Origin of the sequence: Cryptosporangium minutisporangium (assembly GCF_039536245.1) — a bacterium.
In the GTDB taxonomy this organism is placed as follows: Bacteria; Actinomycetota; Actinomycetes; order Mycobacteriales; family Cryptosporangiaceae; genus Cryptosporangium; species Cryptosporangium minutisporangium.
Window position 1 is genome coordinate 103,634 of record NZ_BAAAYN010000011.1, and the last position, 21,102, is coordinate 124,735.

General features: G+C 72.0%; 21 protein-coding genes. 9 read left to right on the forward strand and 12 right to left on the reverse strand.

The features are described from left to right. Positions 1 to 50: 50 nt before the first annotated feature. Complete coding sequence (locus ABEB28_RS08735; protein WP_345727469.1) at positions 51 to 491, reverse strand: MarR family winged helix-turn-helix transcriptional regulator; 441 nt, start codon at positions 489 to 491, stop codon at positions 51 to 53. Between the two features lie 79 nt (positions 492 to 570). Here ABEB28_RS08735 and ABEB28_RS08740 point away from each other — a divergent pair, with 79 nt between their 5' ends. Beyond that, positions 571 to 1,650: an epoxide hydrolase family protein gene (locus tag ABEB28_RS08740; protein WP_345727470.1), complete on the forward strand. Its 1,080-nt coding sequence runs from the start codon at positions 571 to 573 to the stop codon at positions 1,648 to 1,650. 95 nt (positions 1,651 to 1,745) lie between these two features. Here ABEB28_RS08740 and ABEB28_RS08745 read toward each other — a convergent pair whose 3' ends face one another. The 3 genes from ABEB28_RS08745 to ABEB28_RS08755 are packed head-to-tail and all read right to left on the reverse strand — an operon-like array spanning position 1,746 to position 3,775. Continuing rightward, positions 1,746 to 2,072 (reverse strand): WD40 repeat domain-containing protein, encoded by a 327-nt coding sequence (locus ABEB28_RS08745; RefSeq protein WP_345727471.1) that lies wholly within the window; start codon positions 2,070 to 2,072, stop codon positions 1,746 to 1,748. 24 nt (positions 2,073 to 2,096) lie between these two features. Next, positions 2,097 to 2,864 carry a glucose 1-dehydrogenase gene (locus tag ABEB28_RS08750; RefSeq protein WP_345727472.1) on the reverse strand — a complete coding sequence of 256 codons (768 nt, stop codon included), beginning with the start codon at positions 2,862 to 2,864 and terminating at the stop codon, positions 2,097 to 2,099. Between the two features lie 2 nt (positions 2,865 to 2,866). Continuing rightward, a complete protein-coding gene (locus ABEB28_RS08755; protein WP_345727473.1) occupies positions 2,867 to 3,775 on the reverse strand; it encodes a 3-oxoacyl-ACP reductase in 909 nt (302 codons plus the stop codon). Between the two features lie 153 nt (positions 3,776 to 3,928). Here ABEB28_RS08755 and ABEB28_RS08760 point away from each other — a divergent pair, with 153 nt between their 5' ends. Genes ABEB28_RS08760 through ABEB28_RS08770 form a run of 3 tightly spaced genes read left to right on the forward strand, consistent with a single transcriptional unit; the run spans position 3,929 to position 7,075 of the window. Then, positions 3,929 to 5,119: an acyl-CoA dehydrogenase family protein gene (locus ABEB28_RS08760; RefSeq protein WP_345727474.1), complete on the forward strand. Its 1,191-nt coding sequence runs from the start codon at positions 3,929 to 3,931 to the stop codon at positions 5,117 to 5,119. A 3-nt stretch (positions 5,120 to 5,122) separates the two neighbouring features. Then, on the forward strand, positions 5,123 to 6,175 hold the full coding sequence (locus tag ABEB28_RS08765; RefSeq protein ID WP_345727475.1) for an acyl-CoA dehydrogenase family protein: 1,053 nt from the start codon (positions 5,123 to 5,125) through the stop codon (positions 6,173 to 6,175). Positions 6,176 to 6,220: 45 nt separating this feature from the next. After that, the gene (locus tag ABEB28_RS08770; RefSeq protein WP_345727476.1) at positions 6,221 to 7,075 is read left to right on the forward strand and encodes a TIGR03619 family F420-dependent LLM class oxidoreductase; all 855 of its coding nucleotides are present in this window, start codon (positions 6,221 to 6,223) and stop codon (positions 7,073 to 7,075) included. Between the two features lie 57 nt (positions 7,076 to 7,132). On the opposite strand, the gene ABEB28_RS08775 is transcribed toward ABEB28_RS08770, so the two are convergent. Beyond that, on the reverse strand, positions 7,133 to 8,242 hold the full coding sequence (locus ABEB28_RS08775) for an NAD(P)H-dependent flavin oxidoreductase (protein ID WP_345727477.1): 1,110 nt from the start codon (positions 8,240 to 8,242) through the stop codon (positions 7,133 to 7,135). A gap of 21 nt (positions 8,243 to 8,263) precedes the next feature. Next, positions 8,264 to 9,922 (reverse strand): acyl-CoA synthetase, encoded by a 1,659-nt coding sequence (locus ABEB28_RS08780; RefSeq protein ID WP_345727478.1) that lies wholly within the window; start codon positions 9,920 to 9,922, stop codon positions 8,264 to 8,266. Positions 9,923 to 10,117: 195 nt separating this feature from the next. Here ABEB28_RS08780 and ABEB28_RS08785 point away from each other — a divergent pair, with 195 nt between their 5' ends. After that, positions 10,118 to 11,644: a long-chain-fatty-acid--CoA ligase gene (locus tag ABEB28_RS08785; protein WP_345727479.1), complete on the forward strand. Its 1,527-nt coding sequence runs from the start codon at positions 10,118 to 10,120 to the stop codon at positions 11,642 to 11,644. A 111-nt stretch (positions 11,645 to 11,755) separates the two neighbouring features. Here the strand turns inward: ABEB28_RS08785 and ABEB28_RS08790 are convergent, their stop codons facing one another. Then, a complete protein-coding gene (locus ABEB28_RS08790) occupies positions 11,756 to 12,805 on the reverse strand; it encodes an LLM class F420-dependent oxidoreductase (protein WP_345727480.1) in 1,050 nt (349 codons plus the stop codon). Between the two features lie 64 nt (positions 12,806 to 12,869). Here ABEB28_RS08790 and ABEB28_RS08795 point away from each other — a divergent pair, with 64 nt between their 5' ends. From ABEB28_RS08795 to ABEB28_RS08805, 3 genes are read left to right on the forward strand one after another with little or no spacing between them, the layout of a single operon-like run. After that, positions 12,870 to 13,829 carry a Zn-ribbon domain-containing OB-fold protein gene (locus ABEB28_RS08795; RefSeq protein ID WP_345727481.1) on the forward strand — a complete coding sequence of 320 codons (960 nt, stop codon included), beginning with the start codon at positions 12,870 to 12,872 and terminating at the stop codon, positions 13,827 to 13,829. Between the two features lie 11 nt (positions 13,830 to 13,840). Next, positions 13,841 to 14,902, forward strand: coding sequence for a thiolase domain-containing protein (locus ABEB28_RS08800; RefSeq protein ID WP_345727482.1), 1,062 nt, complete (start codon positions 13,841 to 13,843; stop codon positions 14,900 to 14,902). After that, positions 14,899 to 16,050 carry a thiolase domain-containing protein gene (locus ABEB28_RS08805; RefSeq protein ID WP_345727483.1) on the forward strand — a complete coding sequence of 384 codons (1,152 nt, stop codon included), beginning with the start codon at positions 14,899 to 14,901 and terminating at the stop codon, positions 16,048 to 16,050. The genes ABEB28_RS08800 and ABEB28_RS08805 overlap by 4 nt, the downstream gene beginning before the upstream one ends. Positions 16,051 to 16,281: 231 nt before the next feature. Here ABEB28_RS08805 and ABEB28_RS08810 read toward each other — a convergent pair whose 3' ends face one another. Beyond that, positions 16,282 to 17,514 carry a cytochrome P450 gene (locus tag ABEB28_RS08810; RefSeq protein ID WP_345727484.1) on the reverse strand — a complete coding sequence of 411 codons (1,233 nt, stop codon included), beginning with the start codon at positions 17,512 to 17,514 and terminating at the stop codon, positions 16,282 to 16,284. Positions 17,515 to 17,679: 165 nt separating this feature from the next. Here ABEB28_RS08810 and ABEB28_RS08815 point away from each other — a divergent pair, with 165 nt between their 5' ends. Further along, on the forward strand, positions 17,680 to 18,810 hold the full coding sequence (locus ABEB28_RS08815) for a steroid 3-ketoacyl-CoA thiolase (protein WP_345727485.1): 1,131 nt from the start codon (positions 17,680 to 17,682) through the stop codon (positions 18,808 to 18,810). Positions 18,811 to 18,822: 12 nt separating this feature from the next. Here ABEB28_RS08815 and ABEB28_RS08820 read toward each other — a convergent pair whose 3' ends face one another. The 4 genes from ABEB28_RS08820 to hsaB form a co-directional block, all read right to left on the reverse strand. After that, positions 18,823 to 18,984, reverse strand: coding sequence for a hypothetical protein (locus tag ABEB28_RS08820; protein WP_345727486.1), 162 nt, complete (start codon positions 18,982 to 18,984; stop codon positions 18,823 to 18,825). 33 nt (positions 18,985 to 19,017) lie between these two features. Continuing rightward, the gene (locus ABEB28_RS08825; RefSeq protein ID WP_345727487.1) at positions 19,018 to 19,734 is read right to left on the reverse strand and encodes a hypothetical protein; all 717 of its coding nucleotides are present in this window, start codon (positions 19,732 to 19,734) and stop codon (positions 19,018 to 19,020) included. Further along, positions 19,731 to 20,450: an ABC transporter ATP-binding protein gene (locus tag ABEB28_RS08830; RefSeq protein ID WP_345727488.1), complete on the reverse strand. Its 720-nt coding sequence runs from the start codon at positions 20,448 to 20,450 to the stop codon at positions 19,731 to 19,733. The genes ABEB28_RS08825 and ABEB28_RS08830 overlap by 4 nt, the downstream gene beginning before the upstream one ends. 116 nt (positions 20,451 to 20,566) lie before the next feature. Next, complete coding sequence (gene hsaB / locus ABEB28_RS08835; RefSeq protein ID WP_345727489.1) at positions 20,567 to 21,097, reverse strand: 3-hydroxy-9,10-secoandrosta-1,3,5(10)-triene-9,17-dione monooxygenase reductase subunit; 531 nt, start codon at positions 21,095 to 21,097, stop codon at positions 20,567 to 20,569. Positions 21,098 to 21,102 lie beyond the last annotated feature (5 nt).

The window sequence follows — 21,102 nt, forward strand, 5'->3', positions numbered from 1 at the left end:
TGGTTGACGCCGAATCGGGCTCCACGCGCGCGGTGGAGGCCGATTCGGCGTCATCGCGCGTGGTGGTCCAGTAGCCGGCGGAGCAGCGCGACGAGCTGGTTCCGTTCGGACGGGTTCAGCGGCGCCAGGACGTGGTCCTGCACCGCGGTGACGCGCGCCTCGAGCACCGCGAGCCGTTCCCGGCCCGCCTCCGTGAGCGTGACGACGTTCCGGCGTTTGTCCGCCGGATCGGGCGCTCGCTGGACGTAACCGTCCGCGGCCAGCTCGTTGAGCGCTGCCACCACGTCGCTGAGATGGATCCCGCTGCGCCGCCCGAGCTCCGCTTGGCTGGACGGCCCCGCCTCGGCGAGCGTGCCGAGCAGCCGGTAGTGGTAGCCGCGCGCTCCGTCGGCCGCGAACCCGTCGGCCACCAGTCGCCCGGCGTGCAGCGCGGTCTGGGTCAGCAACCAACTCGGCAGGGACGGCAGGCGGGAGAAGGCCGGTTCGTCCATGCGCTCACCCTAGTTTATTAGTTGACCTAACGATATCGCCCACCTACCGTTAGGCGGACAAACGTTAGGGGATCAAACGATGTTTACTCCATACCAGGTCCACGTTCCGCAAGCCGACCTCGACGACCTCGCCGCCCGCCTGACCGCCACCCGCTGGCCCGACGAGCTACCCGATTCCGGACGCGACTACGGATTCCCGCTGGGCGAGCTGAAAGCACTCGTCGACCACTGGCGCACCGCGTACGACTGGCGGGCACACGAGGCCGAACTCAACTCGTATCCGCAGTTCACGACCGAGATCGACGGCGCGAACATCCACTTCTTCCACGTCCGGTCGGCGAACCCCGAGGCGCTGCCGCTGATCCTCACGCACGGCTGGCCCGGCTCGATCGTCGAGTTCCTCGACGTCCTCGCCCCGCTCTCCGAGACCTTCCATTTGGTGGTTCCGTCGATCCCCGGCTTCGGCTTCTCCGGCCCGACGCGCGAGCGCGGCTGGGACGTCCACCGGGTGGCTGCCGCCTGGGCAGAGCTGATGCGGCGGCTCGGCTACCACCGGTACGGCGCCCACGGCGGCGATTGGGGCTCCGCGATCTCCCGGATTCTCGGGGATCGGGCGCCTGCCCAGGTGGTCGGCGTCCACTTGAACTACCTGCCGACCCCGCCGCCCGCAGACGGCGACGAGAGGTTCGGCCCCGACGACCGCGCCCGGATCGCGCAGATCCGGGAGTACCTGACGCACCAGCCCGGCGCCAGGGTCGTGAACGCGAGCACGCCGCAGACCGTGGCCTACGCGCTGACCGACTCGCCGGTCGGGCAGCTGGCGTGGATCGCGGAGCGGTTCGCCGAGTGGGGCGACCCCGGGACGCCGGTGAGCGTCGACCGGAAGCTGACCGACGTGATGCTCTACTGGCTGACGCGGACGGCCGGCTCGGCGGCGCGGCTGCACCGGGAGACCGGCGGCGGGCCGCTCCCCTGCCCGGTACCGATCGGCGTGGCCGTGTTCGCCGCGGACATCACCCGGCCGGTCCGGACGCTCGCCGAGCAGACGTACGACATCCGGCACTGGAGCGAGTTCGACCGCGGTGGCCACTTCGCCGCCCTGGAAGTACCGGACCTGCTCGCGACCGATATCCGCGAGTTCTTCGAGAAGCTCGGCTAGCCGCGTGTGCCGGACGCCGCCCGACGTCGGCGTGGGGCCTCCCGGAGCGCGACCCGGAGACCGCGACCCGGAGACCGCGACCCGGAGACCGCGACTCAGCGGCGGAGCGTCCTGAGCTGCACGGTGCCGTCCGCAGCCGCGACCGCGACCCGGGTGGCGTCCGGGTTGAAGGCCGCCGCGGTCGGGGTGGCGTCGGTCGGCAGCGTGACCGACGGGCGGAACAGGTAGCCGTTGTTCGGGATCCGGACGATGTGCGGGTGCTCCGGCGCGGCCAGGCCGGGCCCGAACGAGGCCAGCACCGTCACCACGCGGTCCTCGCCGAGCCTGCGCTCGCGGGCCCGGTAGACCGCGCCGTCCGCGATCTCCTCGCCGACGGCGTAGTCCGGTAGAACCGCCTGAATTCGTGCGCGATCGACGCTCACGCCCGTGATGCTAGTAGCCGACGGCTACGTGCGGAGGATCGTGGCGAGCGCGTGGGTCGCGGTCGCGCCACCGTCGACGACGTACTCGCCACCGGTGCAGTACGCGCTCTCGTCGCTGGCGAGGAACAGCACCATGTTCGCGATCTCGTCGGGGGTCCCGACCCGGCCGAGCGCGACCTTCTTCCCGATCGGCGCCATCTCCACCGTCATCCCGCCGAGCGCGTTCGACACCATCGGGGTGTCGACCGCCCCCGGGTGCACCGAGTTGACGCGGATGCCTTCCCGGCCGAGCTCCATCGCGGCGACCTTGGTCATCCCGCGGATCGCGAACTTGCTCGCCGAGTACGCGACGAGCAGCCCCATGCCGCCGAGGCCCTCCACCGAGGACACGTTGACGATCGACCCGCCGCCCGGACGCATCAGCCGCACGGCGGTGCGCATGCCGAGGAACGTGCCGAACTGGTTGATCCGGATCACCCGCTCGTACTCGGCGAGCGTCGTGTCGGCGAGCGCCGAGAAGTGCAGGATGCCGGCGTTGTTGACCAGGACGTCGAGGCGTCCGTACCGCTCGCGGACCAGGTCGGCCGCGGCCTCCCACGCGCCCTCGTCGCTGACGTCCAGCGGTGTGTAGGTCGCGGCGTCCCCGAGGTCGGCGGCGAGCTTCGCGCCGTCCTCGTCGAGCACGTCGGTGAGCACGACCTGGGCGCCCTCCGCGACGAAGCGACGCGCGGCCGCGGCACCCTGCCCGCGCGCCGCTCCGGTGATCAGAGCGATCTTGCCCTCTAACCGCATGGTCATCCTCCTGTGGACGGCGCAGGCCGGAGCGCCGAGATATCCCGGGCGGTGAATACCTGTTCCGGGGTGTGCTGTGCGAAGTGCGTGCCGAGGGTCTCGGCGAGGCCGGCGGCGGTCCAGCCGGCTCCGTCCGCGTCGAAGCGGGCCGCCACCGTGGGCGGCGCGAGCACCGCCACCAGGCCCCCGTGGACGAAGAACACCTGGCCGTTGATCCGCTCCGCCGCCGGCGAGGCGAGGTAGGCCACCAGCGGAGCCACGCGCTCGACGCCGAGTGGATCGGGTCCGTCGGCGGGCGCAGGGCCGTAGACCGGCTCGGTCATCGCGGTGCGGGCTCGCGGGCAGATGGCGTTGGCCCGGACCCCGTAGCGCGAGAGGCCACGGGCGGCGGCGACGGTGAGCGCGGTGATCCCGGCCTTCGCCGCGGCGTAGTTCGGCTGGGCGACCGCACCGAGGAACCAGGCCTCGGAGGTGGTGTTCACCAGCCGTCCGTAGACCGGCTTCCCGGACGCCTTGGACGCCTCGCGCCAGTAGGCCCCGGCGTCCCGGCAGAGCAGGAAGTGACCGCGGAGATGGACCCGGATGACCGTGTCCCACTCCTCGTCGGACATCGAGAACAACATCCGGTCGCGGACCACTCCCGCGTTGTTCACGACGATGTCGAGCCCGCCGAACCGGCGCACCGCGGTGCCGACCAGTTCGCGCGCCACCGCCGTGTCCCCGACGTCGCCGCGGACGAACGCCGCCCGGCCGGCCGGTAGCTCGTCCAGCACGTCGGTGGCGGTGACGTCGTTCACCACCACGTCGGCTCCGGCCGCCGCCAGGGCGAGCGCCTCGGCGCGGCCGAGGCCCGATCCGGCGCCGGTGACCACCGCCACCAGTCCGGACAGGTCGAGCGGGTCGGTCGACACCGGAACTCCCTCCGTCTTAGAACTGGTTCTCCGAGCGCCCGCACCCGTCCAGTGCGAGCGCTCGCGCAGAATCTAGAACGCGTTCTACGCTAGCGGACACGACGGGCGGCGCGTTACGTTCGCGGAAACTCCGACGAGGAGAGGGAGGCGCGGATGCGGCTGCGTTACACGCGGGAGCAGCGGGCCCTGGCCGAAGAGCTGCGCGGCTACTTCGCGGCGCTGATGACGCCGGAGCGCCGCGCCGCGCTGGAGACCGGCGGCTCCGAGGACGGCGGCGGGGACTACGGCGACGGCAGCGCCTACCGGGAGATCGTCCGACAGCTGGGCAAGGACGGCTGGCTGGTGCTCGGCTGGCCGACCGAGTACGGCGGCCAGGGCCGCTCGCAGCTCGATCAGCTGATCTTCCTCGACGAGGCCGCGGTGGCCGGCGTCCCGATCCCGTTCCTGACGCTGAACACGGTCGGGCCGACGATCATGCGCCACGGCAGCGAGGCGCAGAAGCGCGACTACCTGCCGCGGATCGCGGGCGGGGAGCTGCACTTCGCGATCGGCTACTCCGAGCCGGGCGCCGGCACCGACCTCGCCTCGCTGCGCACCAAGGCCGAGCGCGACGGCGACGAGTACGTGATCAACGGGCAGAAGATGTGGACCAGCCTGGTCGGTTACGCCGACTACGTCTGGCTCGCCTGCCGCACCGACCCGGACGCCGTCCGGCACCGCGGGTTGTCGATGCTGGTCGTGCCGACCGACTCCCCCGGCTTCTCGTGGACGCCGGTGCGCACGATGGCGGGCGTCACCACCAGCGCGACCTACTACGAGAACGTGCGCGTCCCGGTCGACGCCCGGATCGGCGGGGAGAACGAGGGCTGGGCGCTGATCACCAACCAGCTCAACCACGAGCGCGTCGCTCTGACCTCGGCGGCGCCGCTCCGCAAGGCGCTGGCCGACGTCCGCGCCTGGGCCGCCGCCACGCCGGGCCGCGGCGGCGGGCGGCTCCTGGACTCCGAGTGGGTGCAGATCCACCTGGCGCGCGTCCACGCCCACACCGAGGTGCTGCGCCTGATGAACCTGCGCACGGCCTGGGAGCACGACCTGACGCCGGCCGCCGCCTCGGCCACCAAGGTGTACGGCACGGAGCTGGCCACCGAGGCCTACCGCCTGCTGATGGAGGTGCTCGGCCCGGCGGCGACGCTGCGGGCGGGTTCCCCGGGTGCGGTGCTGCAGGGCCGGATCGAACGTGCGCACCGGGCGGCGCTCATCCTCACGTTCGGCGGCGGCACGAACGAGATCCAGCGGGACATCATCGCGGCCGGCGGACTCCGGCTGCCGGTCGGACGGCGGTAGACGATGGACTTCTCCCTCACCGAGACCCAGACCGAACTCGCCGCGCTCACTCGACGGATCGTCGGTGACCGGGTCACCCGGGACTCCCTGCGCGCCGCCGAGCAGGCCGGATCGCGCTTCGACCGGTCGCTCTGGCAGACCTTCGGCGAGACCGGACTGCTCGGCGTCGACGACCTTCTCGACCAGTGCTCGGTCCTGATCGAGCTGGGTCGCGGCCTGGCTCCCGTGCCCTACCTGGAGACGGTCGCGGTCGCCGGCCCGGCCCTGGCCCGGTTCGGCTCCGCCGAGACCCGTCTCCGGTGGCTCGCGCCCGCGCTCGCCGGACAGACCGTGCTCACGGCCGCACTGGCTCATCCCGACGTCCGGCCGCCGGCCGCCGCGGGCCGGTCCGGTGGGGGCTGGGAGCTGTCCGGCGAGGTGAGCGCGGTACCGGCCGGCCCGATCGCCGACGCCCTGCTGGTCGAGACCGTCGCCGGGGTGTTCCTCGTCCGGCCGGACGACGCCGGGGTGCGGATCGAGCGGCAACCGACCACGAATCTGGACGACGCCGGCCTACTGGTGCTCGACGGGGTCGCGCTCTTCGACGACCGCCGGCTGGACGGGGACGACGTCGCGGGCTGGATCCGCGGGCGGGCAGCGGTGGCGCGGTCGGCGTACCAGCTCGGCGTGTTGGAGGCGGCGCTCGAGCTGACCGCCGAGCACGCCAGGACCCGGGTGCAGTTCGGGCGGCCGATCGGCGCGTTCCAGGCCGTGAGCCAGCGGCTGGCGAACGCGTACGTCGACGTCCGCGCGCTCGAGCTGACGCTGTGGAACGCGGCCTGCGCGCTGACCGACGGGGACGAATCCCCCGCGGCGGCCGTGGCCACGGCACAGTTCTGGACGGCCGAGGCCGGTCACCGGGTCGCGCACACGCTGGTTCACGTCCACGGCGGTACCGGCATCGACGTCGAGCACCCGGCGCACCGCTACTTCCTCGCCGCCAAGCGCACCGAGTTCGACGGCGGCGGCGCCACCGCCCAGCTGCTGGATCTGGGTGCGGTGATCGCCGCGGAGTGACTTATCCGGCCTCTTGCGCCCGTGCGCGGGGTAAGGTCCGTCCGCATGCGACTGGGGCTGTTCGGCATCAACACCGACCTCTGCGCGCTGGACCCGCAGGTGGCTGCCGAGACCGCGCTCGCGGCCGAGGACGCGGGCTGGGAGAGCGTCTGGACCGGCGAGCACTACGTCCTCCCCGACCCCGCGGTGCCGTCGTCGCCGACCAGACCCGACACGCCGTTCCTGGATCCGTTCGTCACCCTCGGCCACCTCGCCGGCGTCACCCGCACGCTGTTGCTCGGCACCGGCGTCACGGTCGTGCCGGTGCACCCGCCGGTCCTCCTCGCCAAGCAGGTGGTGACCGTCGACCGGATCAGCGGCGGCCGGTTCCTGTTCGGGATCGGCGTCGGGTACCTGGAGCCGGAGTTCCGCGCGCTGGGCGTCCCGCTGTCCGACCGGGGAGTCCGCACCGACGAGTACCTCGAGGCCCTGCAGGCGCTCTGGACGACGTCGTCGGTGCGCGTCGTCGGGCCGCGGGTGTCGATCGTCGGGGTGACCGCCGGGCCGCGTCCGATCCGGCTCGGCGCCCGGCCGGTACACGTCGGAGGCGCGTCCCCGGCGGCGCTGCGCCGGGCCGTGACCAGAGCCCACGGCTGGTACGGCTGGGCGGTGACCCCGGAGCAGACCGCGGCCGTCGACGCCCAGCTCGCGGAGCTGGCCGACAACCTCGACCGGCCGGCCGAGCTCGGCCGCCTGGAGATCTCGGTGACGCCGGCCGGCCGGGCACTGGACGCGTCGCTGGTCGCCGCCTACGCCGACGCCGGAGTCGACCGGCTCATCGTGTCGCCGCCCGGCCGCGTCCGCCGCGACCGCGACGCCCTCCTCCGCTTCGTCACCGATACCCCCGCCGCGCTGTTGTGAGGACGCAACGAAGCGGGGTCCAAGCGCCGCTCGGACCCCGATTCATCGTCGCGCCCTTCAGCTCCGGGTGGTCCCGAGGCGGCTCACCGTCGCGTCGGCCTCGGCCACCATCTCCTCGATGACCTCGGCGACCGGGCGCAGGTGGTCGAACCGGCCGATGATCTGGCCGGCCGGCATCGCCACCACGTCCGGGTCGTTCGCCGCGGCGATCCGGCGGTGTGCCTCACCGACCAGCAGGTTCTGCAGCGGCATCGGCAGCGGGTCGGGCGCGTCCGGCGCGGCCCACGCCTCCGTCCACCGGCTCTTCACCAGCCGGGCCATCTTGCCCGAGTAGATCCGCGCCCGGACCGTGTCGGCCGAGGACGCCTTGAGCAGCGCCTGGCTCACCGCGGTCTGGCCGGGCATCCCCTGCGCGTACTCCTCGGTCAGCAGCCAGGTCGATCCCATCCAGACCCCGGACGCCCCGAGCGCGAGCGCCGCGACCAACTGCCGCCCGGACCCGATGCCGCCGGCTCCGAGCACCGGCACCTGGTCGCCGACCGCGTCCACGATCTCCGGCAGCAGCACCATGCTGCCGATCTCTCCGGTGTGCCCACCGGCCTCCGACCCCTGCGCCACCACGATGTCGACGCCGTCGGCGACCTGGCGCCGGGCGTGGTCGACCCGGCCGGCGAGCGCCGCGACCAGGATGCCGCGGTCGTGGGCCTGGGCGATCACGTCGGCCGGCGGGGATCCGAGCGCGTTCGCGATCAGCGCGGGACGGTGCTCCAGCGCGATCTCGACGTGCGCCCGGGCCACCGAGTGCAGCCACCCCAGCACCCCGTCCTGATCGTCCTCGCTCGCCGGCAGCGGCGGGACGCCGAGCTCGTGCAGAGTCTTCTCGACGAAGTCCCGGTGCGCCGGCGGGACCAGGGCGGACAGGTCGCCGATCGACCCCTCGGTCGGCGCCTTCATCGGCATCACCACGTCGACCCCGTACGGGCGGCCGTCGGTGTTCTTGTCCATCCAGTCCAGCGCCGCCGCGAGGTCGTTCGGGTCGTTGTAGCGGACAGCGCCGAGGACCCCCAGGCCACCGGCTCGGCTGATCGCCGCCGCCACGTGCTCGGAGGGCGTGAAGCCGACGATCGGGTGCTCGATGCCGAGCCGGTCGCAGAGGTCGGTACGCAAGCGGGTTCTCCTTCGTGGAGTTCAACGACTCGCGGTCGTCGGCAGCTGCGCCGACGGCGAGTGCTCCTCGGTGTGGCGTCGGGCTCCGGTGTAGTCGGCCTTGCCGGTCGCCAGCCGCGGCATCTGGTCGACCCACCAGTAGGACCGCGGCATCTTGTAACCGGCCAGCTCGGTGCGGCCCAGGGTGTCCAGCGCCGCGATGTCGGGCTGGTGGCCCTCACGCCACTGCACGATCGCGCCGACGCGGGATCCGAGCCGCTCGTCCGGAACACCGACGACCAGCGCGTCGAAGACCCCCGGATGCGACTTCAGCACACCCTCCACCTCTTCCGGGTAGACCTTCTCCCCGCCGGTGTTGATGCAGGTGTTGCCGCGGCCCAGCAGGAGGAACGTGCCGTCCGCCTCGGGGATCGCGAAGTCGCCGGGGACCGTGTACCGCTTCCCCTCGACGTCGACGAACAGCTGCGCGGTCTTCTCCGGGTCCTTGTAGTAGCCGCGCGGGAGGTAGCCGCCACGGGCGAGCCGGCCGACCTGGCCGGAGCCCGGCGTGATCGGCCGGTTGTACTCGTCGATGACGATCGCCTCGCGGGCGGAGTTCACCCGGGGACCGCGCGGCTCGATCGCGTCCTTGCTGATGATGCCGATCCCGCTGAAGCCGGTCTCCGACGACCCGACGGCCTCGGTCAGCAGAGCGTTCGGGAACTCCTCGAGGTACTCCCGCTTGACCGCCGGCGACATGAGGGCCGCGGTGCTCGAGATCGCGAACAGCGACGACGCGTCGTACTTGCCGCCGTCCGGCGGGCCCTCCCGGTAGGCCTCGATCAGTGGCCGCGCCATCGCGTCGCCGACGATCGCGAGCACGTTGACCCGCTCTTCGGTGATCGCGCGCCAGATGTCGTGCGCGTCGAACTTCGGCATCAGCACGATCGTGCCGCCCATGAAGAAGCCGCCGAACATCACCCACTGCGCCTGGCCGTGGATGAGCGGCGCCGCGACGAGCCGGATCAGCGGCGAGTCGACACCCGAGCGGGCTTGCTGCCACTCGTCCTCGATGGGCTCGCCGGTCATGAAGTCGACGCCGCCCCCGAGCACCCGCCAGATGTCCTCGTGCCGCCACATCACGCCCTTGGGACGACCGGTCGTCCCTCCGGTGTAGATGATGAAGATGTCGTTCGGGTCGCGCTCGGGGAAGTCCCGGTCGGGCGACTCGGCGGCCAACCCTTCCTCGTAGTCGGCGGTGTTCCCGGTGGTGGCCGGTGCCGGCAAGTCGATGCCGGGCGGCGAACCCTCGAACGCCACGACGTGCCGGAGATCGGGGCAGTCACCGCGTACCGCTTCGACGTTCGCCGACAGGCCACGCTGGTGGACGAGCGCTACCGCGTCCGAGTCGCGGAGGACGTACCGTAACTCGTTCTCGGTGCTCCGGAAGTTGACGTTGATGGTCGCGGCGCGGAGCTTGCACACGGCGAACATCGTCTCGGCGGCCTCCATCGCGTTGGACGCGTAGAGAGCAACGTGGTCACCCGGCCCGACGCCATGTCGGGCCAGGTGGTGGGCTAATTGGTTGGCCCGTGCCTCGAACTGGGCGTAGGTGACCCGACGGCCCCCGAACACCAGGGCGACGCGGTCGGGCACGAGATCGACGGCATGTTCGACGAGGTCTGCCACGGTGAGGACCATGGAGCCAAATTAGAACATGTTATCGTTCGCCACAATGCTCGATCGGGCGTCGTTTCCGCGCCACCGAGCCTCGACCCGGTGGCGCGCCACTCCGCCGGGGGACAAAAGTGAACGGCGATTTCCATCGATCGTTGATCGCCGGAACCTCGCGCCCGTACCGTGGAACTCCGGACGCGGCGACAGTGAGGTGGCCCGATGGATCTCGAGTTCCGGGTAGCGGACCTTCCCCGACGACACGCGCACGAACGCGGCGACCATCCGGCCCTCAGCGCCGGCGACCGAACCGTCACCTACGCCGAGCTCGACGCACGTAGCACGCGGATCGCGAACGCGCTGCGCGCCGACGGGGTGCAACCCGGCGACCGGATCGCGGTGCTGGACAAGAATTCGGTGGAGATCGCGGAGCTGTTCCTCGGCGCGGTCAAGGCAGGCGCCGTGCTGATCCCGCTGAACTGGCGGCTGACCGCGCCGGAGCTGTCCGCCGTCCTCACCGACGCCGGCGCGACCGTGCTGTTCGCCCACCCGGAGTTCGGCCCCACCGCCGAACAGGTTGCGGTGTCGGTCGGCACGGTCACCAAGACCGTGCAGCTCGGGGACGATTACGAGAAGTGGCTGGGTGCGGCCGACGCCGAGGACGACGGGTTCCGCGGTGATCTCGACACGGTGGTCTTCCAGCTCTACACGTCCGGCACCACCGGCCGGCCGAAGGGCGTGCTGACCACCAACCGCACGCTGTCGGTCGCGGAGAGCGGGCCCGCCGAGTCGTGGGGCATCGACGCCGACTCGGTGAGCCTGGTCGCGATGCCGATGTTCCACATCGGAGGCCTGGGCTACCTGCTGGTGGGGCTCGTCTTCGGCGCTCACAACGTGATCGTCCGCGAGCTGGTGCCACCGCAGTTGCTCGACCTGGTCGTCGAGAAGCGGGTCACCAACGTCTTCCTCGTCCCGTCGGTGATCGGCATGCTCGTCGCGCTGCCCGGCGCGGCGGAGCGGGACTACTCGGCGCTGCGCTCGATCGCGTACGGCGCGTCCCCGATCACCCCGGCACTGCTCCGCCAGGCACTCACGACGTTCGGCCGCCCGCTGTTCCAGCTCTACGGGCTCACCGAAACCCAGGGCGCGATCGTCCAGTTGGACGCCGGCGACCACGACCCGGACGGCCCGCGGGCGCATCTGCTGCGGGCGGCAGGCAAGCCCTATCCCTGGGTGGAGCTGAAGATCGCCGACCCGGTCACCGGCGAGCCGGTGCCCGCCGGGACGCCGGGCGAGATCCTCTGCCGCAGCGTGGTGAACACCCCCGGCTACCACAACCAGCCGGAGACGACGGCCGCGCTGCTCGACGCCGAGGGCTGGCTGCACACCGGCGACATCGGCAGCCTGGACGAGGAGGGCTACCTGACGATCAGCGACCGACTGAAGGACATGATCATCACCGGCGGGGAGAACGTCTTCCCGGCCGAGGTCGAGGCCGTGCTCGCCGACCACCCGGACGTGGCGGGGGTCGCCGTGGTCGGACGGCCGGACCCGACCTGGGGCGAGGCCGTGGCCGCGATCGTGGTGCCCCGCCCGGGCAGTGCCCCGGACGCCGCCGACCTGATCGGGTTCGCCCGGGAACGGCTGGCCGGCTACAAGCTGCCGAAGTCGGTGGAGTTCGTCGACGCGTTACCGCTCGGCCCCACCGGCAAGGTGCTCAAGCGTGAACTGCGCCGCCAGTACTCCTAAGCCGCCTCCGCCCTAAGCCGCCTCCGCCCTAAGCCGCCTCCGCGAGGTGCCGTTCGATCGCGCGAGCAAGCCCCACGGCCCCGCCGCGAACGCTGCGGCAGTGAGAACGCGTTACACCCTGGCGTCCGCACCGAGGAGGGAACCGAGCGCACGGACCTCGGCCACCGTCCGGCAGCCGGTCAGCAGCATCGTGACGCCCGCCTCCTCGCGGCGTGCGACCTCGGCTCGCACGTGGTCCGCGTCGCCGACGATCGACACCTCGTCGACCAGCGCGTCCGGGACGGCAGCCACCGCCTCGGCGCGCTGTCCGGACTGGAACAGCGCGCCGATCTCGGCGACCGCGTCACCGAACCCGGCGCGGGTGAACAGGTCGGCGTGGAAGTTCATGCCGGGCGCGCCCATGCCACCGATGTAGTGCGCGAGGCTGGGCTTGAGCGCGTCGAGCGCGGGACGACGGTCGTCGGTGAGCACGATCTGGCAGTTCGCCACGACCTCGAACGTCTCCTGGGTCCGGCGCGCCCCCGGTCGGGCGAGCCCTTCGGCGAGCCACTCGGCGTAAACCGGTCCGACCCGGGGCGAGTAGAACACCGCGATCCACCCATCGGCGATCTCCCCCGCCAGCGCGACGTTCTTCGGCCCCTCGGCGCCGAGCAGAATCGGCAGGTCAGCGCGGAGCGGATGAGTGATCGGGCGGAGCGGCTTGCCCAGCCCGAGCGCGCCGGGCCCGCGGTAGGGCAGCGGGTGGTGCGGCCCGTCGTTGACGACCGGCGCCTCCCTGGCCAGCACCTGCCGCACGATGCGGACGTACTCCCTGGTCCGGGCCAGCGGCTTGGCGAACGGCTCGCCGTACCAGCCCTCGACCACCTGCGGCCCGGACACCCCGAGCCCGAGCGCGAACCGACCGCCGGACAGATGGTCGAGCGTCAGCGCGTGCATCGCGCACGCGGCCGGCGTCCGGGCCGAGATCTGGACGACCGCGGTGCCCAGGCGAACCCGTTCCGTCGCCGCGCCCCACCAGGCCAGCGGGGTGAACGCGTCCGATCCCCAGGCCTCGGCGGTGTACACGGCCGCGAAGCCGGATTCCTCCGCGGCGGCGACCAATGCCGGTGCGTCGGCGGGCGGAGCGGCGCCCCAGTAGCCGAGTTGGAGACCGAGTTGCATGCGAACCTCCGTGGCGTTTGAGCACCTCTTGCCGCACTATTCCAGAACGTGTTCTACTTCGCGAGTGACCCAGGTTTCCGACACCGAGCCGTTGGGTGCCCCGCTTCGAATCGCGTTCGACTACACGCGCTCCCTCGGCCCGTCCCTCAGCCGATTCGCTACCGCTCTGCGTGAGCACCGCGTGCTCGGGGTGCGTGGCTCCGACGGGCGGGTGCACACGCCGCCGCCGGAGTACGACCCGGTGACCGCAGCGCTGCTGACCGACTTCGTGGACGTCGGGCCGGGCGGTGAGGTCGTGACGTGGTCGTGGCAGCCGAAGCCGCTGGACGGTCAGCCGCTGACCCGTCCGTTCGCCTGGGCGCTGATCCGGCTGGACGGTGCCGACACCCCGATGCTGCACGCGGTCGACGCCCCCCGCGAGGCGATGCGCACCGGCATGCGGGTCCGGGTGCGCTGGTCACCCGAGCCGACCGGCGGCATCCGCGACATCGCCTGCTTCGAACCGGAGGAGTCCGCCGGTGCGTCGCCGACGCCGGACCCGGCCGAGGTCACGATGATCACCACGCCGATCGAGCTGGCGTACTGGCACACCGCGTCACCGGAGGAGAGCCGCTTCCTGCGCGGCATCACCGAGGGCAGGCTGCTCGGACAGCGCTGCCCGGTCTGCGGCAAGGTCTACATCCCGCCGCGCGGCGCCTGCCCCGTCGACGGCGTTCCCACCACCGACGAGGTCGCGCTGCCCGACCGGGGCACGGTAACGACGTTCTGCGTGGTCAACGTCCCGTATCTGGGCCAGCGGCTGACACCGCCCTACGTCGCCGCGTACGTGCTCCTCGACGGGGCGGACATCGCGTTCCAGCACCTGATCCTGGAGTGCCCCGCCGACGAGGTGCGGATGGGCATGCGGGTGGAGGCGGTCTGGCGTCCCCGCGAGGAGTGGGGGCCGACGCTGGAGAACATCGACCACTTCCGCCCCACCGGGGAGCCCGACGCCCCCTACGACGTCTATGCGCAGCACCTGTGAGGGAAGGTCCGATGGTTAACGACGTCGCGGTCATCGGGTTCGCGCAGTCGCCGTCCGTACCGGTCACCGACGGCACCACGAACGGGGTCGAGATGCTGGTGCCGGTCTTCGAACGAGCGCTGGCCCAGGCCGGTCTGCCCAAGTCCGACGTCGGCTTCTGGTGCTCCGGCTCCTCGGACTACCTGGCCGGACGAGCGTTCTCGTTCGTCGCCGCGGTCGACGCGATCGGCGCGTTCCCGCCGATCCACGAGTCCCACATCGAGGGTGACGCTGCCTGGGCGCTCTACGAAGCCTGGCTCAAGCTGCGCACCGGCGAGGCCGACACCGCGCTGGTCTACGGCTTCGGCAAGTCGTCCGCCGGCGAACTGCGCCGGGTGCTGGCCCTGCAGACCGATCCCTACACGGTCGCGCCGCTCTGGCCGGACGCGGTGAGCCTCGCCGCGCTGCAGGCCCGGCTCGGCTTGGACGCCGGTCTCTGGAGCGAACGCGACATGGCCGAGGTGGCCGCCCGCAGCCGCGCGGACGCGACCACGAACCCGCTGGCGCAGCTCTCCGGCAAGGTCGACGTCGAGGAGCTGCTCGGCACCGAGTACGTGGCCGATCCGCTCCGCGTCCACGACTGCGCACCGGTGACCGACGGCGCCGCCGCGGTGGTTCTCGCCGCCGGCGACCGGGCCCGGGAGCTGGTGGGGCGGCCGGCGTGGATCTCCGGCATCGCCCACCGGGTCGAGTCCGGGTCGCTCGGCGTCCGCGACCTCACCACGTCGGTGTCGACGACGGCGTCGGCGGAGGCGGCGGGCGGCGTCGACGGCGTGGAGGTCGCCGAGTTGCACGCGCCCTTCACCCACCAGGAGCTGCTGTTGCGCCAGGCGCTGGGGCTGGGCTCCTCCGTCCGGATCAACCCGTCCGGTGGGGTGCTCACCGGTAACCCGATGTTCGCGGCCGGGTTGGTGCGGATCGGGGAGGCCGCCGGTCGGGTCTTCGATGGCTCCGCGGGACGAGTGCTCGCGCACGCCACCAGCGGCCCGCTCTTGCAACACAACCTCGTCTGCGTCCTGGAGGGTGCGCGGTGAAGCAGCCTGCGGCAGTGTTGGGGACCGGGCAGACGCACCACCGCAGCAAGCGGCTCGACGTCTCGATGGGTGGCCTGTGCCGGGAGGCGATCGATCGGGCACTCGCGGACGCCGAGGTCGACTGGTCCGACATCGACGCGGTGGTGCTGGGCAAGGCGCCGGACCTGTTCGAGGGCGTGATGATGCCCGAACTGGCCCTGGCCGACGCGCTCGGCGCGACCGGCAAGCCGTTGCTGCGGGTGCACACCGCCGGATCGGTCGGCGGCTCGACCGCGCTGGTCGCCGCGTCGCTGGTGCAGGCGGGCGTCCACCGCCGCGTCCTCGCGGTGGCGTTCGAGAAGCAGTCCGAGTCGAACGCGATGTGGGCGCTCTCGATCGGGATCCCGTTCAGCATGCCGGTGCACGCCGGCGCGGGCGGCTACTTCGCCCCGCACATCCGCTCGTACATCCGGCGGTCCGGGGCGCCCGAGCACGTGGGTGCGATGGTCGCGGTGAAAGACCGTCGCAACGGGGCGCTCAACCAGTACGCGCACCTGCGTCAGTCCGACATCACGCTGGAGTCGGTGCAGGCCTCGGCGATGCTCTGGGACCCGGTGCGCTACGACGAGACCTGCCCTTCGTCCGACGGCGCGTGCGCGATGGTGATCGGCGACGCGTCGACGGCGGGCGGGCGGAACGCCGCGTGGATCCACGCGACCGCCATGCGTACCGAGCCGACGATGTTCGCCGGGCGCGATCACGTGAACCCGCAGGCCGGACGGGACGCCGCCGCTGCACTGTGGAAGGAGGCCGGGATCACCGACCCGGCCGCCGAGGTGGACGCCGCCGAGATCTACGTGCCGTTCTCCTGGTTCGAACCGATGTGGCTGGAGAATCTCGGGTTCGCCGACGTCGGCGACGGCTGGAAGATGACCGAGGCCGGTGACACCGCGATCGGCGGACGCCTGCCGGTCAACCCGTCCGGCGGGGTGCTGTCGTCGAACCCGATCGGGGCGTCCGGCATGCTGCGCTTCGCCGAGGCCGCGATGCAGGTGATGGGGCGGGCAGGCGATCACCAGGTGGACGGCGCGCGCACCGCGCTCGGCCACGCGTACGGCGGCGGCTCCCAGTTCTTCGCGATGTGGGTAGTCCGCTCCACGAAGCCGTAGTGCACGGCCCGCCCAGAGCGATCCTGACAGGCGAGCGCGCCTCCCTATGACGCAAGGCAAATGTCACGACGCAAACGGATCCAGCCGCGTGCGCGCGCCTGTCCGCGACCGGTCACGACTGAGCTTGGCGGCGCGCTCGACTGCCAGCCTCGTCCTGGGCGGGCTCCGCGACAGTCAGAACACGAACGAAAGCCCCGCCACGCGAAGCGTGACGGGGCTTTCGTCGGTGGGTCAGGAGTATCGGACGGGGAGGTGCTTGATGCCGTTGATCCAGCCCGAGCGCAGGCGGGCGGGCTCCCCCAGCTTCTGGATGTTCGGCATGACGTCGGCGATCGCGTTGAAGATGAGGTCGATCTCCAGCCGGGCCAGGTTCGCACCGATGCAGTAGTGCGTGCCGGTGCCGCCGAAACCGAGGTGCGGGTTCGGGCTGCGCAGGATGTCGAACCGCTCCGGGCTGTCGAACACGTCGGTGTCCCAGTTCGCCGAGCTGTAGAACATCGCGACCCGCTGGCCCGCCTTGATGTCCACGCCGCCGAGCTGCGTGTCCTGCGTCGCCGTGCGCTGGAACGCGATGATCGGCGTCGCCCACCGGACGATTTCGTCCGCCGCGGTCTTCGGCCGCTCCTTCTTGAACAGTTCCCACTGGTCGGGGTGGTCGAGAAACGCGTTCATCCCGTGCGTGATCGCGTTGCGGGTCGTCTCGTTGCCCGCCACCGCGAGGATCAGGACGAAGAAGCCGAACTCGTCGTCGCTCAGCGCGCTCTCGCCCTCCTGGGCGTGGAGCAGCGTCGTGACGAGGTCGTCGGCCGGACACTTCCGCCGCTCCTCGGCCATGCCCATCGCGTACCCGAGCATGTTCGCGGACGCCAGGTCGGAGTTTTCCGTCGCGAGCTCGTCGTCGTCGGAGCCGATCATCTGGTTCGACCACTCGAAGACCTTGTGCCGGTCCTCCTGCGGAACACCCATGAGCCCGGCGATCGCCTGGAGCGGCAGCTCGACCGCGATGTCGTTGACGAAATCGCCCTCGCCCTTCGCGGCCGCCTCGTCGACGATCTTCCGGGCGCGCGCGGTCAGCTCCTCGCGGAGGCTGTTCACCGCCCGGGGCGTGAACATCCGCGAGACGATCGCCCGCTGCGACGTGTGCTTCGGAGGATCCATGTTGAGCAGGATCAGCGACTGCATGTCGATGCGGTCGCGGGTCATGTCCGGGCCGAACCGGACGATCGCGGTGTTCGTCGTGCTGGAGAACACCGCGGGGTTCCGCGAGATCTCGATCATGTCGGCGTGCCGGGTGACCACCCAGTACCCGTCGTCGTCGAAACCCGCGATGTTGTGCGGCTGCGAGTTCCACCAGACCGGCGCGGTCCGCCGCAGCTCGGCGAACTTCTCCAGCGGTATCCCCTCCTGCATGTACAGGTCGGGATCGGTGAAGTCGATACCGGCGGGGATGTTGGGTGCGGTCATTGCGGTGACCTCCGAGGTGGGTGGCCGGCGGCGGATCCGCTTGGAACACGTTTCATCGGATTGAAGCACAGCGGCCTGCCGCTCGAAAGGATCATCGCCCTTTCAAATGAAACCTGTTCTAGTATCGGTGCTGACGGTGGACGGCGGCGACGAGGGAGCAGCAGCATGGGAAGTCCGGTGATCGTCTCGGCGGTCCGGACGCCGATCGGACGGCGTCGCGGCTGGCTCTCCGGGCTGCACCCGGCCGAGTTACTGGGGATCGCCCAGCGTGCGGCCGTCGACCGGGCCGGCGTCCCCGCCGACGAGGTGGGTCAGGTGATCGGCGGGTGCGTGACCCAGGCCGGCGAGCAGGCAGGCAACGTCACCCGGACGGCGTGGTTGCACGCTGGTCTGCCCGAAGGCGCCGGCTGTACGACGATCGACGCCCAGTGCGGGTCGGCCCAGCAGGCCACGCACCTGATCGCCGCGCTGATCGCCGCCGACGTGATCACCGCGGGCATCGGGTGCGGCGTGGAGGCGATGTCCCGTGCCCCGCTCGGCAGCAACGTGCTACCCGACCGGAAACCGAAGCCCGACTCGTGGGACATCGACCTGCCGAACCAGTACGACGCGGCCGAGCGGATCGCGGTCCGCCGCGGCCTCACCCGTGCCGAGACCGACGCGTTCGGCCTGCGGTCGCAGACCCTCGCGGCTGCCGCCTGGGCGGAGGGACGGTTCGAGCGCGAGATCGTGCCGGTGGAGCTGCCCGACGGCACCGTGATCCGTAAGGACGAGGGCCTCCGCGACACCACGCTCGACGGGCTGGGGGGCCTGAAACCGGTGCTGGAGGGCGGGGTGCACACGGCCGGGACGTCGTCCCAGATCTCCGACGGCGCTGCCGCGCTGCTGCTGATGGACGCCGCCGCCGCGGCCGATCGAGGGCTGCGGCCCCGCGCCCGGATCGTCGCGCAGTGCCTGGTCGGCGCCGAGACGTTCTACCACCTCGATGGACCGGTGCAGGCCACCGCCCGGGTGCTGGCGAACGCCGGGATGAAGATCGGCGACATCGACGTGTTCGAGGTCAACGAGGCGTTCGCCTCGGTGCCGCTGTCCTGGATGGCCGTGCACGAGCCGGACGCCGACCGGGTGAACGTCAACGGCGGGGCGATCGCACTCGGCCACCCGGTCGGGTCGACGGGCGCCCGCCTACTCACCACCGCACTCCACGAGCTCGAACGCCGGGACGCCGAGACCGCGCTGGTCACCATGTGCGCGGGCGGTGCACTCGCCACCGCGACGATCCTCACCCGGGTCTGAGCCCGCCGCTGATCAGCCGTCCGCCTCGGCCCCGTACTCGACGTCCGAGCGGACCCAGCGCGTGCTTCCCCCGACGCTGTACCGGGTCTCCACCCCGCGCAGGTTCGCGACGGGTAGCGCGTCGATGCGGGCCCACACCATGCCGTAGTGGGCGGCTCGCTGGTGTGGGCCCACCGTGTACCCGGTCGCACCGGAGCGGCAACCGGGTCAGGGCCGCCGGGTGAGCCGGGTGCGGGCGTAGGCGGCCAGTACTACGGCCGCCCAGAGCACGGTGTGGACGCTCAGCAGCACGATGTCCGCCGAGCGGGCAGCGCTGGCGGCCCGCACCGTCGCGGTCAGCCGGGGCACCAGCCAGCCGAGCGGATCCGCCGCGCCCGAGCCGAGTGCGAGCACCAGCACGACTCCCCCGACCAGCGTCAGCGTCGCCCGCCCCAGGTCCGGGCCGACCGCGCGGGACGCCCAGGCCCCGATCGCCAACCCGGTGGCCACCGCGAGCAGGTGGACCCAGAGCCCGAAGGCCAGCCCGGCCACGAGCGCGCCACCCGACTCCGGCGGCGCGATCGCCCCGAACACCCAGGGCACGGCGAGCGCGACGAGCACGGTGACCGTCGCGGGCACGGCCGCGGCGACCAAACCGGCCACGACCTCCCGGCCGGCTCCGCCGACGGCCGTGGCCGCCAGCAGCCGCTGCGCGTCCGGCTCCAGGTCCAGCGCGAGCTTCGCCTGCCAGGCCAGGACCGGCAGCAACACCAACGCCGAGATCCCGTACGCCTCGACGATCGGCGCGGCGCCCCCGGCGTGCACGACCGCGAGCAGGCCGAGCGTCGCGATCAGCGGGGCCAGCGCCCGGCGTGACCGGGTGTACCCACGGACCCGGACCCGGGTCAGCGCGACGACGCGGTGCGACGGAGCGGCCGTGTTCATTGCGGCACCTCCGCCGGCCGCACCGACCGCACCACGTGCCCGGCCGCGCGCAGCGACGCCACGACGTCCGCGACCTCCGTGCCGTCCACCACCACTTCGAGCACCTGCCGCCCGATCACGGGTGCCGCCACCTCGGAGAGCTGGCCCTGCTCCAGCCGCCACTCGGCGTCCGGCCGCAGGCCCGCGATCTCACCCCGGTGGTCGGAGACCACGCAGACGCCGCCCGCGGTGGTGACCTCGGCGACCAGCGCGGGCAGCTCCTCCCTGGTCGCCGCGTCCAGCCCTTCCCAGGGTTCGTCCAGTACCAACAGCCCCGGCCGCACCAGCAACGCCTGCACCAGCCCCACCTTCTGCGCGGTGCCCTTGGAGAGCGTCGACAGCCCGGCGTCGAGGAACGGCGTCAGGTACAGGCGTTCGGACCACGCCGCGATCGCGGCGGCACCGGTCGGCAGCCCGCGGACGCGTCCGACCGCGTCGAGGTACTGGCGCACGGTCCAGATCTGATCGGCCGGGAACCGCTCCGGTACCCACCCGACCACGGCCGGACGCCCGACCACCGTGCCGCGGCTGGCCGGAAGTACGCCCGCCAGCACCCGGAGCAGCGTCGTTTTGCCGGCGCCGTTCCGTCCGGTGACCGCGGTGACGGTGCCGGACGGCAGCACACCGTTGACTCCACGAAGGACCCACGGGGCGCGCCGACCGAACCGCAAAGACACGTTTTGCAGTGCAATCCCGGCCATGATGCGGCGATCGTACGGCGCGGCCGTTGGCGCGTGCGCACTCGCGTCACCCATCACTCAAGTGAATGCACACGCCCGCCGGCGGGCAGCGTTCAGATCCAGTCGTCCGGCTGGGACCAGCCGAACCACGGCTCGGGATCGGACGTCGCCGTGTACCGGCCGCGGTGGAACAGCAGCGGCGGCCGTCCGGCGCCGGGTGCTTCCAGCGTGTCCACCCGCCCGACGACGATGTGGTGGTCGCCGCCGGGGTAGACCGCGTCGACCGTGCAGTCGACCCAGGCGAGGACGCCGTCGAGTACCGGGGCGCCCGCCGGCGACCAGCTCCACTTCACGACGTCGAACTTGTCTTCCCGGCGGGCCCCGAACACGGCACTCACCTCGGCCTGGTCACCGGCGAGCACGTTGACGCAGAACGTCCCCGCGCGCGAGATCACCGGCCAGCTCCGCGACGTCGCGCTCGGGCAGAACACGACGAGCGGCGGGTCCAGCGAGAGGGCCGAGAACGACTGGCACGCGAACCCCACCGGCTCGCCGTCCAGACTGGCGGTCACCACCGTGACGCCGGTGCAGAACTGCCCGAGTACCGCCCGGAACGTCGCCGGGTCGATGTCGCTACGAGGCACCGACA

Coding starts and splice junctions, on each gene's coding strand:
- ABEB28_RS08750 (WP_345727472.1), bottom strand. CDS start 2,864: ATGCGGTTAGAGGGCAAGATCGCTCTGATCACCGGAGCGGCGCGCGGG.
- ABEB28_RS08765 (WP_345727475.1), top strand. CDS start 5,123: ATGGACTTCTCCCTCACCGAGACCCAGACCGAACTCGCCGCGCTCACT.
- ABEB28_RS08735 (WP_345727469.1), bottom strand. CDS start 491: ATGGACGAACCGGCCTTCTCCCGCCTGCCGTCCCTGCCGAGTTGGTTG.
- ABEB28_RS08825 (WP_345727487.1), bottom strand. CDS start 19,734: ATGAACACGGCCGCTCCGTCGCACCGCGTCGTCGCGCTGACCCGGGTC.
- ABEB28_RS08785 (WP_345727479.1), top strand. CDS start 10,118: ATGGATCTCGAGTTCCGGGTAGCGGACCTTCCCCGACGACACGCGCAC.
- ABEB28_RS08760 (WP_345727474.1), top strand. CDS start 3,929: ATGCGGCTGCGTTACACGCGGGAGCAGCGGGCCCTGGCCGAAGAGCTG.
- ABEB28_RS08790 (WP_345727480.1), bottom strand. CDS start 12,805: ATGCAACTCGGTCTCCAACTCGGCTACTGGGGCGCCGCTCCGCCCGCC.
- ABEB28_RS08810 (WP_345727484.1), bottom strand. CDS start 17,514: ATGACCGCACCCAACATCCCCGCCGGTATCGACTTCACCGATCCCGAC.
- ABEB28_RS08740 (WP_345727470.1), top strand. CDS start 571: ATGTTTACTCCATACCAGGTCCACGTTCCGCAAGCCGACCTCGACGAC.
- ABEB28_RS08780 (WP_345727478.1), bottom strand. CDS start 9,922: ATGGTCCTCACCGTGGCAGACCTCGTCGAACATGCCGTCGATCTCGTG.
- ABEB28_RS08815 (WP_345727485.1), top strand. CDS start 17,680: ATGGGAAGTCCGGTGATCGTCTCGGCGGTCCGGACGCCGATCGGACGG.
- ABEB28_RS08770 (WP_345727476.1), top strand. CDS start 6,221: ATGCGACTGGGGCTGTTCGGCATCAACACCGACCTCTGCGCGCTGGAC.
- ABEB28_RS08800 (WP_345727482.1), top strand. CDS start 13,841: ATGGTTAACGACGTCGCGGTCATCGGGTTCGCGCAGTCGCCGTCCGTA.